Below are 16,306 nucleotides of genomic sequence, written 5' to 3' on the forward strand. Positions count from 1 at the left end.
CGTTCCGTCTTTCCCACACTTATGCCTTATAAAAAATCCATTTCGACAGCTCCCTGTAGGTAGGCTTTTTGCCGTACATCAGGATACCGACCCGGTAGATGCGGGCGGCCAGCCAGGTTGTGCCAATGAATCCGAGTACCAGTAACCCCATCGAAAGGGCCAACTGCCAGCCCGGAACGCCCAGCGGCAATCGAACCATCATAATAATAGGGGAGGTAAACGGAATGATCGATGCCCAGAAGGCCAGACTACTGTCTGGGTCGCGGAGAACGAACTGGGCAATGATAAAGGAGAAAATGATGGGCATCGTCACCGGCAGCATAAATTGCTGGGTGTCGGTTTCGTTGTCGACGGCTGCTCCAATGGCGCCGTAAAGGGCGCTGTACAACAGGTAACCGCCCAGAAAATAGAACAGGAAGGCACCAATGATGAGGGGCAGGTTTAGATTTTTGACCGAGCTGATGAACGTCGACACCGGGTTGACAGCCGCTTTGCTAACGGTTGGCGGTGTATCATTTTGCTGGTTCACCTGTGCCTGTATCTGCGACTGAACGGTTGGCCGTTCGGTGAATTTACTCCCCAATAGGGCCGTACCCGCCGAGGTGATCCCAATCGAGAGCACGATCCAGAGCATGAACTGGGTAAGACCCACCAGACCCACGCCCAGAATTTTACCCATCATCAACTGAAACGGCTTCACCGACGAAATAATGACTTCGATGATCCGGTTCGTTTTTTCTTCCACGACACCCCGCATCACCTGCATTCCGTATACCATCACCGTAATATAGATCAGCACCGCACAGAGCAGGCCAATGACCGAAGCCGCGCCCGTACTGCTTTGCTTCTCGCCTTCGTCGCTGAGGCTGATCGTCTGGGCATCGACATCGACTTTTGCTTCTTCGATCACCTTCCGCGTAATGCCTGACTGCGTTAGTTTCACGTTCTCGATTTCTTTCTCGATGGTTCGCTCGATGCCTGATTTGATATCGAAACTAACGCCCTTCTCCGCAAACAACTGAACGCCTTTCGTGTCGTTCAGCACATTTTTAGGTATGTACACCAGCACATCGCTGCCACTTTTGGGGAAGGCTTTTTTTGCCGTAGCGATAGGGGTGTTGACGAAGGAGAACAGCAGCGACGCCGAGTTCTTGAACTTCCCCGTAAACTGACCGCTTTCGTCGACCACCTGCACTTTTTTCTGATCGATCGAACTCATGGCAGCCCAGCCAGCGAGTCCGTAGAAAGCCGCAATCAGGAGCGGCCCCAGAATGGTCATGACCAGAAATGACTTTTTGCGCACCCGCACCAGGTATTCGCGCTTAATGATGAGGAAAATTATATGCATGATTGACAGGGTAAAAGGGTGAACCGGCCGGGCCGGCGTGACGGAGCGTAACGCTCGTACATTCTTTTTTAGTCGTTATGGTCGCCGACGGCCCGGATGAAAATATCGTTCATGCTGGGAATGTTCTCGCCGAAGGACCGGACCGCCACCCGGTCGAGCAGGTGCCGGATCAGGTCGTTCACCGCAGCATCGGGCGGGATCTGAATGTTGGCCCGTAAAAAATGGTCATCGGCCGGCCGCGTCTCAAGGACCGTAAAAGCAGGCGGAAGGTCACTAAGCGTACCCTGGTATTCAACGTGGTAGGTATGGGTCTTGAACTGCTCTTTGATCGACTGCTTGGTGCCATCGAGTACTTTCTTCGATTTATGGATCAGCGCAATGTGGTCGCACAGTTCCTCGACCGATTCCATGCGGTGTGTCGAGAAAATAATGGTCTTGCCTTTATCGCGCAGTTCCAGGATCTCGTCTTTGATAAGGTTGGCATTGATGGGGTCGAAACCGGAGAAAGGCTCATCGAGAATGATCAGATCGGGTTCATGCATGACCGTAGCTACGAACTGCACCTTCTGCTGCATCCCTTTCGACAGGTCTTCCACGTTTTTTCCCCACCACGTCTTAATGTCGAATTTAATGAACCAGATCTTTAGTTTTTCCATGGCCTGCTTCTCACTCAGGCCCTTGAGCTGAGCCAGATACAGCAGCTGTTCGCCCACTTTCATTTTCTTGTACAGCCCCCGTTCTTCAGGCAGGTAGCCGATGCGTTTGATATGGTCGGGTTTCAGGCGTTCGCCATCCAGGATCACATCGCCCGAGTCTGGCCCGGTAATCTGGTTGATGATCCGGATGAGGGAGGTTTTACCGGCACCGTTGGGACCAAGCAGGCCAAAAATACTCCCCTTAGGCACGGAAAGGCTCACATCGTTCAGCGCCCGGTGTTCGGCATACTGTTTAACGATGTGGTGGGTTTCAAGAATGTTCATGTCGTTTAGGTCAGCGTTGGTGTTATGTTGAGGACGGGTCAAACATCGTCGTTCGAGGGTGCCCGGCCAAGTAATTTACGGATGAATAGCCAAACAACAGGACGGACGGTCATAAAAAAGGCCACAGCCGGTAGACGGCGTGACCTTCAGGAATTCCTATATCGATCAGCGGGTATCAGCGGTAGTAGTCCCGAACCTGAAACAGGAGCATCAGAAACAGCAGACCGAACAGTACGCTGATGAGGTGAAACCCGACGAGGCTACCGACAATGCTCAGTATCTGCGCGTAGTAACTGAACACCCAGCCCGACCGCTTGCGGTTAAACAGTCCGGGCAATGCCAGCAATCCCAGTATCAGACCAACCAGGGTCAGTATCATGGTGAGGGTATAGCCAACGCCAGTGCCTACCCCGTCCAGGAACGATACCGGCATCAGGGCTGCCCCAATGCCGAGGAAGACCAGCAGGGCAGGCAGCGTCAGGATCATCACGATAAGGGTGACGATCGGCCAGTATTTGACAAATCCTTCGCGAAAATTGATCGGAAATTGAAACGGCGCTTTGACCGTGAAATACGGAGCCAGTTCCGTTTCGAGCAGGGCTGATTGATTCATGGTACCAAATGGTTTAGGGTCAGGCCAAAAAAGGATTATTTAAACGGCCAACCTACACATTTATACCTGTAAATACGATATTGAATGATACCATCGGTCTGCCGTTTATTAAGCGGAAACCTCTTCCGTATCGATCGGCTGCGTCCGGAACTCACCTTCCCACTTGGAAATAATACAGGTGGCAACGGCATTACCGGCCACACTGGTAGCGCTGCGCCCCATATCGAGCACCTGGTCGATACCCAGCAGCAGGGCCAGCCCCTCGGCGGGCAGGTTGAACATCGACATCGTCCCGGCAATAATAACCAGTGAAGCTCTGGGTACGCCTGCAATACCTTTGGACGTGATCATCAGGGTCAGCATCATCGTGATCTGCTGCTCGATGCTCAGGGGTATATGGTATGCCTGGGCAATGAAGGCGGTGGCAAAGGTCATATACAGCATGGAGCCGTCGAGGTTGAACGAATACCCCAGCGGCAGCACAAACGAAATGATACGCTCCGAACAGCCAAACCGGCGCAGGGCTTCGATGGTCTGCGGAAAGGAAGCTTCCGAACTGGCCGTACTGAACGAGAGGATAATGGCATCCTTGATCTCACGCAGCAGCGCCAGGTAAGGAATGCGAACGACGAGGCATATGGCACCCAGTACAACGAACATGAAAAACAGCAGCCCGCCAAAAAAACACACAATCAGGTACGCATAACCACTCAGAATACCTAAACCCTGCTGCGCCACGATGGTTGCAATGGCCCCCAAGACCCCAAACGGGGCAAACCCCATGACGTAGCTGGTGATTTTGAACATGACATGCGACAGCGCGTCCAGTGCTTTGATCATGATCTTGCCCTGCGCCCCAACCGCACCGACGGCGATTCCGAAAAAGATACTGAACACCACGATCTGAAGAATTTCGTTGTTGGCCAGCGCATCAATGAAACTCGTCGGGAAAATATGGGTGAAGAAGGTCTCCAGCGAAAATGGCTGCACTTCGATGCCCGTATCGGTTCCTTTATCCGGTAGTTTGATGCTCATGATCTCGCCGGGCTTCATGATGTTGACGACCAGCAACCCAACGATCAGCGACAAAATGGTAGCGAAGTAAAAGTAAGCCAGCGTCTTAAGCCCGATGCGCCCCACTGCTCCGAAGTCGCCGAGTTTAGCGATGCCTACCACCAGCGTGGCAAACACCAGCGGCCCGATAATCATCTTGATGAGCCGCAGGAATATTTTGGACAGGATGTTAAGGTCGGTGCCTGAAAAGCCGGAGTCGGTAACCGGGAAAAAGTAACCGATGGCAATACCGAGCACCATGCCCAGGAAGATACGCGTTGTCAGGTTGGGGATTTTCATGCAATCAGAGTCAGTAGCAGTATCGACAAAAGTAACGGAATCCGGTCAGTTCCGAAAATGCGTATATAACGTAGCCAGAAGCAAATACGATAACCAAGCCAACCACGGCTCAATAGACAACTAAAACGAGCGCTGCGTATAGCCCGAACGTATCAGTTCAATTTCCGCTGAATATTTTTTTGTAGATGGGCTTTCGGTAGGCAAACTGAAGCCACATGAGCGGATACATCAGGTAGTCGGTCAGTAAAAAAGGCGTCCGGAAGGTGATGTCGTCGACCACAATCGTACCCCCGGCCGGGTTGCGCAGTAGGCGATGCCGGTGATGCCAGGCGGTAAGAAAGAACGGGAGCTGTGTACCCTGATCGATGAAATAGATTTCGTCGGGACTGCTTTTCTGGTCGACGATCTCGCTGATCCAGTCTTGCCGGAACAGCAGAAAATTCAGCCGCAACTGAACGATATCGCCCGTTTGGCAGCCATCAAAGCGAACTACCTCAACGGGTGGGAACGGTGGACTGAGCCGATTAAATAGTGACCGGTCAAAGCCAGCCCATACAGCGCTCAGGGCCTGACTGACAGATGTTTTGAGTAAAAGGTGCATGAAAGTGGAAGAGAATACAGGAAATTTGACGAACCTTTTAATAAAAAACCATACCGTAAAATTGATAAAGACACGAATATCAGCCAATTTGACCATCTGTTTTCGGCTTCATGTGAGCCGAACCGGGCAGATTTCTGATCGGCGTATGAGTCGTTTCCGACGATGGTCGGTGGGTTGGTTTCTAGCGGTATTGCTCAATTGGGCAGCTCCCGTAGTGGCCAGCGTTCCAGGGCCTGAATACCTTACTGTACGTAACGGCTTGCCGCAGGGATTTATCAAATCGCTGATTCAGGACCGGCGTGGGTTCATATGGCTGGCAACCCGCGATGGCCTGTGCCGTTACGACGGTGTGCGCTTCCGTATATACAACCATGACCCCCAGCAGGTCAAGTCGATCTCATTCAGCAGTATCTACGAAATTAGGGAAGACTCTGAAGGAAAGCTCTGGCTGCGTACAGAAAATAACAACGTCGACTGTTTCGATCCCGTCACCGAACAAACCCGCCGGGTATCGGCTTCGCCCCAGTTCAGTCAGGCTATTGGCCGCGATCTGCTCGTAGCTATCTACCCCGACCGGCTGGGCAACGTGTGGGTGGCTACACAAACGAACGGCTTTTTTCGGCTGAATCCTAACGGAAGTGTTTCCCATCACCACTGGGCCGCCAAAGGAGATACGGTTCAGCGGCACATCAATGCCATGCTGATCGATCAGTACGGCCGACCGTGGCTGGCCGCCCGCGATGGACTGTTTCGCTACGACCCGGCGTCGGGTGCCTTTACGGGATTCAGAATAGGGCAGGGGCTTCCCCAAAATAACGTCCAGGTCTTGCACGAACGCTCCAATGGAGAGTTGATGCTTGGTTTTCCGGGGCGGTTTGCCATTTTCAACCCCACCCTGGGGCGGGTGCGGACTATACTGGATCTGCCCGACACCCCAGGCCTGACGCCCCTGTTTGCTACCGATTACCGGGGAGCGGATTATGTCAACCAAAGTCGGTACACCAACGCGGGTGGGCTGGTCCGGCTGACTGGTCCCGATGAGCCGAACGGGTCACCGAAACTAGCCCGATTCCCGGCCCTGTCGCTACTGGTCGACCGGTCGAACGTGCTCTGGATTGGTACGAACGGCGATGGGGTCATCAAATATGACCTCAACAAACGCCTGTTTATGGCGTTGCCTTACCGGACAAATTTTCCCGTCGACTGGATGACCCAGCAGTTTGGCGTGCCAGCCAGTGCCATACCAGCCGATATCCGAAGTCAATGGCCGTATGCCATCCAGCATCAATTCGACCAGCAAAAAAACCTGTGGATCAGCAGTGCCGAAACGCCACCCTATCGGTACAATAAACCGCGCCAGGTGTTTGAACCCATCCGGCCGGCGGGTATCGAAGCACGGTGGTTACCCAATGGCCTGTTCCGGATGACGGTGCTGGCTGCTGGTCCGCAGGGTGAGATCTGGGGACTGCTGGGGCCCGACAGCCGGGCGGTAGTCCGTTATAATCCCGAACTACGTACGTTTACGGCCTTCCCGTTGCCGTTACCGTTAAATCATCCCTATCAAATCCTGGCGATGACGGTAGATGGGGGCCGTATCTACCTGGCTACGCAGAACCATGGTCTGCTGCGGGCCGACCTGTCGGCGAATCGGCTTATCCGCTGGCATGCCAACGCCAGCGACCCGGAGTCCCTGCCCAACGATGCGCTGTTGTGCCTGGTCCAGGACCCGGCTCAGTACAATCATCTCTGGATCGGTACGTTCGGAAGCGGTTTGTGTCGGCTCGACAAGCTGACGGGCCGGATACGCCGGTTCACAATGGCCGAGGGGTTACCGAATAACGTGATCTATGGCATTCAGCCAGATGGTAACGGTCATTTGTGGTTAAGTACCAACCGGGGCCTTTGCCGCTTCGACAGCCGGACGTTCGAAGTCAGGAGCTACACGGCCGACGATGGGTTACCCAGCGAGGAGTTCAATCGTCACCACGATGTGATGCTGCCCGACGGACGAATGATTTTCGGCGGTGTTGGCGGCTACACCGTTTTTAACCCCAACCGGATTGGCGAGGATCCTTTCAAACCGGTAGTAGCCCTGACAGCCCTGCGCATTAATAACAAACTCGTCAACGCTACCGACGCCGATTCACCTATCCGGCAGGATATCAACGAAACGACCGAGATACGGCTCAATTACCTCCAGAACTTTGTTTCATTCGATTTTGCCGCCCTCCAGTTCAACCAGAGCGGTAAAAATCAATACCGGTATAAACTGACGGGCCTAGACAAAGACTGGGTATATAGCGGCAATCAGGCCACCGCCAACTACACAAACCTGTCGCCGGCGACCTACACATTCGTGGTCAACGCGTCGAACACGTCGGGGGTGTGGAGTCCGCATACCCGTCAGCTTCAAGTGGTGGTGGAGCCACCCCTCTGGCGGACGTGGTGGGCTTATATTGGGTATGTTCTGCTGTTGCTGGGGGCCATTGCGCTGTTTCTGCGGATTCGGATCAACCGTATCCGGCTGACGAGCCGAATGGAGCTTCGTGAACAGGAGTCGGTGCAGCTCAAGAACCTGGATGAGATCAAATCGCGGTTCTTTGCCAATATCACCCACGAGTTCCGAACTCCGCTAACGCTCATTCTATCCCCGATCGAGCAACTGCTTCAGGAGATTTCAGATCCACAGCATCAGAATCGACTGGCGCTGGTCTACCGGAACGCGAACCGGCTGCTGCGGCTGATCAACGAACTGCTCGACCTGGCCAAACTCGAAGCCGGGAGTCTGACGGTAACGCCAACCCCCGGCGATCTGGCCGATTTTGTCGACCGTACGGCGCGGGTATTCGAGGAGGAAGCCCGCCGGAAACAGGTTCGTCTACAGGTCCATTCCCTGCTGATCAGCCCCAACTACTGGTTTGATGGCGACAAGATCGAGAAGATTCTGAATAATCTGGTGGCCAATGCCCTTCGGTTTACCGGCGAGGGCGGCTCCATCATTGTATCGGTCATGGCCTTGCCTCAGACGAATGGCGTGGTGAGTGAAGACTCCCAGCAGGAGCCTGACGAACTGATCCGGCTGACGGTAACCGATACGGGAGAGGGGATCGATACGGCCGAACTGCCACGCATCTTCAACCGGTTTTATCAGGCCGATGCCATCAGCGACCGGGCCGTTGGCGGGTCAGGCATTGGGCTGGCGCTGGTAAAGGAGTTAGTCGATATGATGCAAGGCAGTGTGGAGGTAGAAAGTCGCCCGGGTCTGGGTACCACCTTTGTTGTTGAGTTACCCTGCCGACCGGCCCATGCTACGCTGGCTTCGGCCGTCACGACCGGCCCCCAGCCCCATGCCACACTGGATAGCGCTGCCGACTTCTCCGTCAATGAGGGAGCACAGCGGTTGTTGCTGGTCGAGGATAATAATGATATTGCCGATTATGTGGTCAGTATATTAAGCCCGATATGGCAGGTGCGCCGGGTAAATAACGGAAGGGCCGGTGTCGACGCGGCCCTGACCGACGGGCCGGACCTGATTATCAGCGACGTGCTGATGCCCGAATTGAACGGCTACGAGCTGTGCCGTCAGCTGAAAGGCAATCCCCTGACGAGCCATATTCCTATTCTGCTCCTGACGGCCAAAACCGCCCTGGAAAGCCGCATAGAAGGGTTGAACGCTGGCGCTGACGATTACATAAACAAGCCTTTCCAGGTTGACGAACTGCTGGGCCGCGTCAGAAACCGACTCGAACAGCAGCAGCGTAGCCGACAGCATTACCGTTCCCAATTGCTGCGGGAGGGCCATCTACCCACTGTCAGTCACTCGCCTGATGATGAGTTCATGAATCGGGTGTATGCCATACTTGAAGAACGGCTGGATGATTCAACGTTCGGGGTCGAGCCGATGGCGAATGTCGTAGGCATGAGCCGGATGCATCTGAATCGGAAAATCAAGGCCATGACCGGTATGACGCCCAATGAACTGATCCGGGTCGTGCGGCTGAACCGGGCCGCCGAACTACTGCTGACGGGGGCTTCCGTCTCCGAAACCGCCGACCGGGTAGGGTTCGATACGGCTGCCTACTTCTCTAAAGTATTCAAGGAGCAATACCACATGACCCCATCGGATTTCATCGAAAAAAGCCGCCACGAAGTAGCTGACCAGCGGGGCTGAGAAGCTCTGTTGATCCGCTGGAATATCTTCCTATTTTCATTAATAAGTCTATTTAGTATATATTTTACATTGATATTTGAACCGTTCACACATACGTAGCTACTGTTTACAACGGATGTTACAAATTTTATAGGCTTTGTTACGTAAGAGCAAGCGGCTGGCCGTCAATGGGATTAGTATTGTGTCATAATAGGTTTACACAACGACACATACCATCTATTGCTAAACGCTGATGACTTATTTTTCTTCTGCCTCCGTTTCGGCCCGTACGCTCCCAACTGATTGGCCTCCCCTTAAATTATATCTGCGCGAGACAGGTCGCCAGTCGTTTTCAGTAGCTGATCTTGTTTACCTACAGGCTGTCGCTAACTATAGCTGGCTGAACTGGGTAGACGGGCGCCGGATGCTGATGCCGCGCACCCTGAAATACTATTCTCCTAAATTACCTAATGAGTGGTTCATCCGGCTACACCGGAACTGCGTCGTCAACCGCCGGTACGTCGAGCGGTTGGAGCGCACGGAAACGGGTGGCCTCGTCCACTTGTCTACCGGTGATGTACTGCCCGTTTCCCGTCGGCGGTGGAGTTCTGTCCGGCGGCAGTTAGCCAACAACATGCCCCATTTGAATTAACTACCGGTTTTCCGTTTCTTCCAACCTAAGAGGCTACAACGACAAGTGGCCCCAGCTTATGTAAGCTGGGGCCACTTGTCGTTGTAGCCTCTGGAATTAGTGGACTAATAATTAAGATAATATAACTATTCAATGCTTAAGTGTGAATTTAATTGTGCAGAAGGTGGACTAACCATATAGTAACACGTAGATAATGTTATACTACTGAAGAGATTGTAGATTTGTCTGGAAAGACTAATCTACAATCTCATGAATCAACAACTACGAAAGACCATCAAACTAGGGGCCTGGTTGATGGCACTATTATGCGCTCACAGTGGCTGGGCGCAGCTATTAACGGATGATTTCACCGCAACAACATTGCCGTATTCACTGACGGCGCAGGGCGGTTGGGCGGCTCATAGTGGAGCCGGTACGAACACGATTCAGGCAACAGCACCCGGTTTGACTTATAGCGGCATAGCGACAGCCGGAGGTTCAGTGGGCCTGACGACTGCGGGGGAAGACGTAAACCGGCAGTTCACGCAACAGACGAGCGGATCGGTTTATGCTTCGTTTTTGATAAATGTAGCTGCTGCTCAGGCAACAGGTGATTATTTCCTGCACCTCGGACCCAGTACGATCGGAACAACCTTTATTGGGCGTGTTTTCGTCAAAAGTACAACGGGCGGCTTTCTGCTGGGACTATCCAAAGGCACTGATGCGGCCGGACCAGTCTACAGCACTACGGTTTACTCACTCAACACGACGTATCTGGTCGTATTGAAGTACACTTTCGTGGCTGGCGCTACTAATGATCTGGTTGATTTGTTCATTCAGCCGACGCCGGGACAGGCGGAGCCAACCCCGTCCGTATCGACTACATCGGTAGTCGCCGATCTGGCCAATGCTGGTTCAATCGCGTTGCGGCAGGGTACGGCAGCCAACGCGCCAACCCTGCGGGTCGATAAACTACAAATTGGAACCAGCTGGTCGAGCGTTACCAGCGCCAGCACACCTGTTGCCGCGCTTTCTACCAGTACAACGGCCCTGACCGGGTTTGTGGCGGGGCAGGGAACGGTGTCGAATACGCAAACCTATACCCTGACTGGCAGTGATCTCAGTGCCGACCCCGTCTCGGTATCGGCAACGGCGGGTATCGAACTAAGTACCGATAACAGTTCTTTCACGCCTATGCTCTCGCTGCCAACCTCGGCTAGTGCCCTGTCGCAGGTTATTTATGCCCGTCTGACGGCGGCTACGCCAACGGGAGCATTCTCGGGTACGATTACGCATACCGCCAATGCAACGCTGGTTGCGCCGGTGACGGTCAGCGGGCAGATAAACGCGCCCAACGCGCCTGTGCTAACGGCAGCACCAACGACCCTGACAGGCTACACAACCGCCGAAGGAACACCGTCGGCCGTGCAGGCATATACCTTAACGGCAGCCAACCTGACGGATGGCATTTCGGTGTCGGCGTCGACCGGTGTCGATGTCAGCCAGACCCCGGGCAGTGGCTTTGGCGCTACCCTGACCTTACCCTCGTCGACGACATCGGCCGTGGTCTATGCCCGGCTGAGCGGAACGGCCGGAGGGGCCGTCAGTGGGACCATCACCAACCGTTCGGGTAGCCTGACCGCCGTGGTTACCGTAAGCGGCACGGTCAGTACGACAGGTGCAACGCCGATCTCTACCGCGCGGGTAGGCATAGGTCAGTCCTTTACGGTAGCGGGCCGGGTAACGGTAACCAACCAACTGGGCGCTCGTCAGCTGTACATCCAGGATGCAACGGGAGGGATCGTGATCTATAGCGGTCCCAGCGGCACCGACCTGTCGGGTCTCGTTCAACTGGGGGATTCTGTTCGGGCCAGCGGTCCCGTTTCCGTGTTTAGCGGGTATACCGAGATCACCGCGAGTGTCAACACCTTTACCGTCGTAACGGGGGTTGCCAATCGGATGGTCATGCCGGTTGCTATTACGCCCGATCAGTTACCGGCCTATCAGGGGCGGCTGGTAAGCGTCGCCGACGCCACAATCACCCCCGCTACGCCCACCTTTACGGGAGGGACCAGCTACACCATCACAGCGGGCGGCCAGTCGGGTACGTTGCGGATCAGCGCGAACTCACCCCTGGCCGGCGCGGGTCGTCCGACCAATCCAGTGAGCGTAACGGGTATCGCCGATCGGTTCGTTTCAGGTGCGACGACGCCCGGCACGAATGGACTGCAACTCCAGCCCCGTATCCTGGCCGATGTTCCCGGCACGACACCGGCGTCAGATTTGACCTGTACCGTGGGTAGCAGTCCTGCGCTGGGTTCTGACAAAACGCTGGATATTGTCGCCTGGAACTTTGAGTTCTTCGGGGCCGACGCCGGTACGATCAGTTGCCCTAGCGGTACGACACTGACTTATGATAATTTTGGCCCGACCAATGAGCTGTTGCAGCAAACTAACGCCACGACGGTATTGACCAAACTAAATGCCGATATCATTGCTGCCGAGGAGATCAGCGATATCAACCGCCTGGATGCTGCGGTGAAAGCCATGCCGGGTAGTTACAGCTATGTGTGTTCGGACAAGTTTTCGTACTACTTCCAGAACGAATGCGACCAGACGCCATCGGGTGGAACCGTCTTTGGTCCAACCCGTCTGGCCCAGAAGGTCTGCGTCATCTACAACACGGCTACCGTTACGCCCGTACTAGCGGAAACCAAGGCCCTGCTGGCCGACAAGTACAACTACCCCAGCGACAACAACTGGTCGTCGGGTCGGCTGCCGTTCCTGTTCGTTGCCAACGTGACCATCGACGGAAAAACAGAAAAAATCCACGTAGTCGCGCTACACGCTAAATCGGGCAGTGCCACGGCCGACTATAACCGTCGGAAGCAGGACATCATCGATCTGAAAGCAGAACTGGACACCAGGTACGCTGATGCCAAGGTTGTCATACTGGGTGATTACAACGATAAGCTGAACGGCTCGATCGCCACCGGGAAAGAGTCATCCTACCAGTCGTTTGTGACCGATGTGACTAACTATTCGGCGATTACGCTGCCGCTCGAAAACCAAGGCTGTTCGACGTTCAACTCCTCGGCCAGCTTTATCGATCATATTATCGCATCGAGTGAACTGGCTAAAGCATACGTTAGCAATTCAGCTTATGTGCTTCAGCCATTCAGCATTCCAAACTACGGCAACACGACGTCCGACCACAATCCGGTTGTGGCCCGTTTCGATCTGAGCCAGTTCGTCGCGCCGGTTACGGCGCTGACGCTGGTAGCCTCTGCTACCCCCGCATCAATTCTGACGACGGGAACCACAACGCTGTCGGCAACGGTATCGGGTGGTACCATGCCCTATACCTATACGTTCACGGGTCCCGGATCAATCACGGCTACAGGCAATACGGCGGTGGTATCGGGTCTGACGACCGGTGTTCAAACGTTTACGGTAGTTGCGCAGGATGCTACGGCACCAACGTCCCAAACGGTATCCGGAACGGTCAGTGTAACGGTGACCGAAGCGGTTGCGGCCCCGTTCAGTATTACGGGCGTAACGGCAGTGAGTTGTGTAACGCTTTCGGTGGGTCAACGGCAGGTGAGCTTTACGCCCCGGTACACGGGTCTGAGCGGTCAGCCCATCAGCTTCTCGGTGGTCAACGAGCTATCGCCCACCACAGCCACGGGACCTTACACGTTGACGCTCTACACCGACAACCCAACCATCACCCTCAAAGCAACCCAGACGGGTACGGCGGGTGAGGCTAGCTTTACCTACAACTGGCTGGCGGCCTGTAACGGGGGAGGCACGCCCCCCGTCAATCAGGCACCGGTGGTAGCGGCTGGCATTCCGGCGCAGTCAGCCACAGTGGGTCAGGCATTCACGTATGTGATTGCGGCTAATGCCTTCTCGGACCCTAACGGTGACGCGCTGACGTATTCGGTGAGTGGTTTACCGGCGGGTCTGAGCTTCACCGCTCCGGCCACCATCAGCGGCACCCCGTCGGTATCGGGGGTGTCTACCGTAACGGTGAGGGCCACTGATCCGGGTAGTTTATCCGTGAGCACGAGCTTCGTACTGACGGTGAGTTCGGCGGGAACAACGGCCCCCTTCAGTATCACGGGTGTCACGACGGTAAGCTGCGTGACGATCACGGCGGGTCAGCGGCAGGTGAGCTTCACGCCCCGGTACGCTGGTCTGAGCGGTGCGGCAGTCACCTTCTCGGTTGCCAACGAGCTATCGCCTACCACGGCAGCAGGGCCTTATACGCTCAATCTCTACACCGACAACCCAAGTATTACCTTGAAGGCCACCCAGACGGGTACGGTGGGTGAGGCTAGCTTCGTCTACAACTGGCTGGCGGCTTGTAATGGGGGAGGAACGCCCCCCGTCAACCAGGCACCGATAGTAGCCGCTGGCATTCCGGCCCAGTCGGCCACAGTGGGTCAGGCTTTCACGTACATGATTCCGGCTAACGCCTTCTCGGACCCCAACGGCGACGCGCTGACGTATTCGGTGAGCGGTTTACCGGCGGGTCTGAGCTTCACCGCTCCGGCCACCATCAGCGGTACGCCGTCGGTATCGGGGGTGTCTACGGTAACCGTAAAGGCCACTGATCCGGGGAGTCTGTCGGTGAGTACGAGCTTCGTGTTGACGGTGAGTTCGGCTTCGGTCGTAGTGCCGGGTGGTCCGTTCTCGATCACGGGTGTCATGACGGTAAGCTGCGTGACGGTCACGGCGGGTCAGCGGCAAGTGAGCTTTACGCCCCGATACGCGGGCTTGAGCGGTCAGCCCATTAGTTTCTCGGTGGTCAACGAGCTATCGCCCACCACAGCAGCAGGGCCTTACACGCTCAATCTTTATACCGACAACCCAAGTATCACCCTCAAAGCGACCCAGACGGGTACCGCAGGGGAAGCCAGCTTTACCTACAACTGGCTGACCGCCTGCGCAGGTGGAAGCGGTCGTTTGGGGGCTCGTCCGTCGGTCGAGTCTGAACTGGATGTTCGGGTGCTGGGTAATCCGGCTCAGAACGGATACGTGACCATTGAGGTACGGGGCGCTGCCGGTCAGTCGCTCGATCTGAGTTTGACCAATGGAAATGGTCAGGCAATCAGTTCGCAGCAGATCCGGCAGGCTGCATCGGTTGAGCACCATACGTTTGCTATTGGTCGTCAATCGGTGGGCTTACTCTTGCTGCGGGTCAGTATACCTGGCCAGTCGAAGACGGTCAAGGTGATCAACGGCAATTAAGCGGTTAGCCGTAGTAACTAATAAAGGCCCGGTCAGTACTGACCGGGCCTTTATTAGTTAACGTGAACTATGGAAATTTTAATGATAAATTATTGACAGTAAACTAGTTGAGGTTTATTCAATTTTGTTTACGCCAGTTCATAATAATCAAGCAAAATTAAATTACATTATTTTCAGTCGGTGATTTGTCATGGCTCCGGCCACCCGGTCCGAGGAACGAGGAATCTTCGGATAAGCGTGGTTTTACTAGCCATCTCCGAAGATTCCTCGTACCTCGGACCGGGTGGCCGGAGCCATGACAAACAAAGTGCCATTTGATTCTGCTTGCTTGATTAGTTCACGTTAGTTACTAAAAAGTATAGCTACGTGTATGGTTTTACAGACGGCACCTGATTGTATAGAAAATCCGCTGGCAATAGCCGAAAGAGTTACGAAGGTCCAGCTGGTACCAGGTATGAAGGGTATTGATTGGTGCGTAAGTCTATAAAGATTTTTGCCCACTGTGAATTATAGATAAGGCAGGCGCGGTTTAACCCCGGTAGGGGTGTCCTGTCAATAGGACTAAACGACCTCAAAATGCTCCAGCCCCGTAAGGGCGACCCATTCAGGGCGGCCCATTTGTGAGCAAGCCGTTATAGGGGTCGCCCTGAATGGGGGCTGCAATTGGATGAATAGGCTCTTTACTAGTTCAGGTTTGCTGATCGTTCACTTTTCCAAATCGGGCCGGGCCACCGGGCGGTTCAACACGTTGGCAGAAGTGGATGATCAGCAAAGCTGTCTACTCTACAAAATTAGCTACGAATCTATAGTTGGACTTATCACGTATAAATTGAGCAATCGAAAAAAACAATCCGTTTGCCTAAACGATTTGCATTAAAAATAGTTGCCCTGTTACTTGAATAGAGTTGTCAAAAAACAGGTTACTGCAAAAATTAATATGAACAAATTTTATATACTTATTTTGATGATATTTAACTTATAATATGAAATAGGTGTTGATTTATTCAACCTTTAATAGGTATACATTTAATGGCAAAATAAAGTAACTTTTTGCGTTAAGTAAGGAAGACATTAAAAAGAGATTAAAATTATTGCACTTATTTAAATTCTATATAATCCATAGATTTTTATATAATCTTCCTAATCATGTAAACTAAAGCCTAAATTGTTGTTATTTATATAATTATATTAATATAAAATAGACTGTTTCTAATAACAAAATATACACATAAGAAAGTTCGGTTTATTAGAAACGCATGGAGACTAGTACTCTTCCAAAATAGAGGTTAGAGCAAAATAATTAGCTTTGTGGCATGGGCCAAATCGCTACCCCGTTCGTCCTGTCGGAAGCCGACCAGACAACACTAAACAATC

8 protein-coding genes are annotated in these 16,306 nt (G+C 53.7%); 3 read left to right on the plus strand and 5 right to left on the minus strand.

Features of this window, described 5'->3' with window-relative positions:
• Positions 1-19: 19 nt before the first annotated feature.
• The 5 genes from FH603_RS21725 to FH603_RS21745 all read right to left on the minus strand — a co-directional run bounded on the left by FH603_RS21725 (position 20) and on the right by FH603_RS21745 (position 4,895).
• Positions 20-1,348 (minus strand): ABC transporter permease, encoded by a 1,329-nt coding sequence (locus FH603_RS21725; protein WP_186739920.1) that lies wholly within the window; start codon positions 1,346-1,348, stop codon positions 20-22.
• A 68-nt stretch (positions 1,349-1,416) separates the two neighbouring features.
• A complete protein-coding gene (locus FH603_RS21730) occupies positions 1,417-2,328 on the minus strand; it encodes an ABC transporter ATP-binding protein (protein ID WP_186739922.1) in 912 nt (303 codons plus the stop codon).
• 175 nt (positions 2,329-2,503) lie between these two features.
• On the minus strand, positions 2,504-2,941 hold the full coding sequence (locus FH603_RS21735) for a chromate transporter (protein WP_186739924.1): 438 nt from the start codon (positions 2,939-2,941) through the stop codon (positions 2,504-2,506).
• A 108-nt stretch (positions 2,942-3,049) separates the two neighbouring features.
• Positions 3,050-4,294, minus strand: coding sequence for a dicarboxylate/amino acid:cation symporter (locus FH603_RS21740; RefSeq protein WP_186739926.1), 1,245 nt, complete (start codon positions 4,292-4,294; stop codon positions 3,050-3,052).
• 157 nt (positions 4,295-4,451) lie between these two features.
• Complete coding sequence (locus FH603_RS21745) at positions 4,452-4,895, minus strand: SRPBCC family protein (protein ID WP_186739928.1); 444 nt, start codon at positions 4,893-4,895, stop codon at positions 4,452-4,454.
• Positions 4,896-5,040: 145 nt separating this feature from the next.
• On the opposite strand from FH603_RS21745, the gene FH603_RS21750 reads away from it, so the two are divergent.
• The 3 genes from FH603_RS21750 to FH603_RS21760 all read left to right on the plus strand — a co-directional run bounded on the left by FH603_RS21750 (position 5,041) and on the right by FH603_RS21760 (position 14,932).
• Positions 5,041-9,066 (plus strand): hybrid sensor histidine kinase/response regulator transcription factor, encoded by a 4,026-nt coding sequence (locus FH603_RS21750; protein ID WP_186739930.1) that lies wholly within the window; start codon positions 5,041-5,043, stop codon positions 9,064-9,066.
• Between the two features lie 232 nt (positions 9,067-9,298).
• Positions 9,299-9,697, plus strand: a complete 399-nt coding sequence (locus FH603_RS21755) for a LytTR family transcriptional regulator DNA-binding domain-containing protein (RefSeq protein ID WP_186739933.1) — start codon at positions 9,299-9,301, stop codon at positions 9,695-9,697.
• A 249-nt stretch (positions 9,698-9,946) separates the two neighbouring features.
• Entirely contained in the window at positions 9,947-14,932 is a 4,986-nt protein-coding gene (locus FH603_RS21760; RefSeq protein ID WP_186739935.1) for a putative Ig domain-containing protein, read from the plus strand.
• Positions 14,933-16,306: the final 1,374 nt, after the last annotated feature.

Source organism: Spirosoma utsteinense (assembly GCF_014282275.1).
Lineage (GTDB): Bacteria > Bacteroidota > Bacteroidia > Cytophagales > Spirosomataceae > Spirosoma > Spirosoma utsteinense.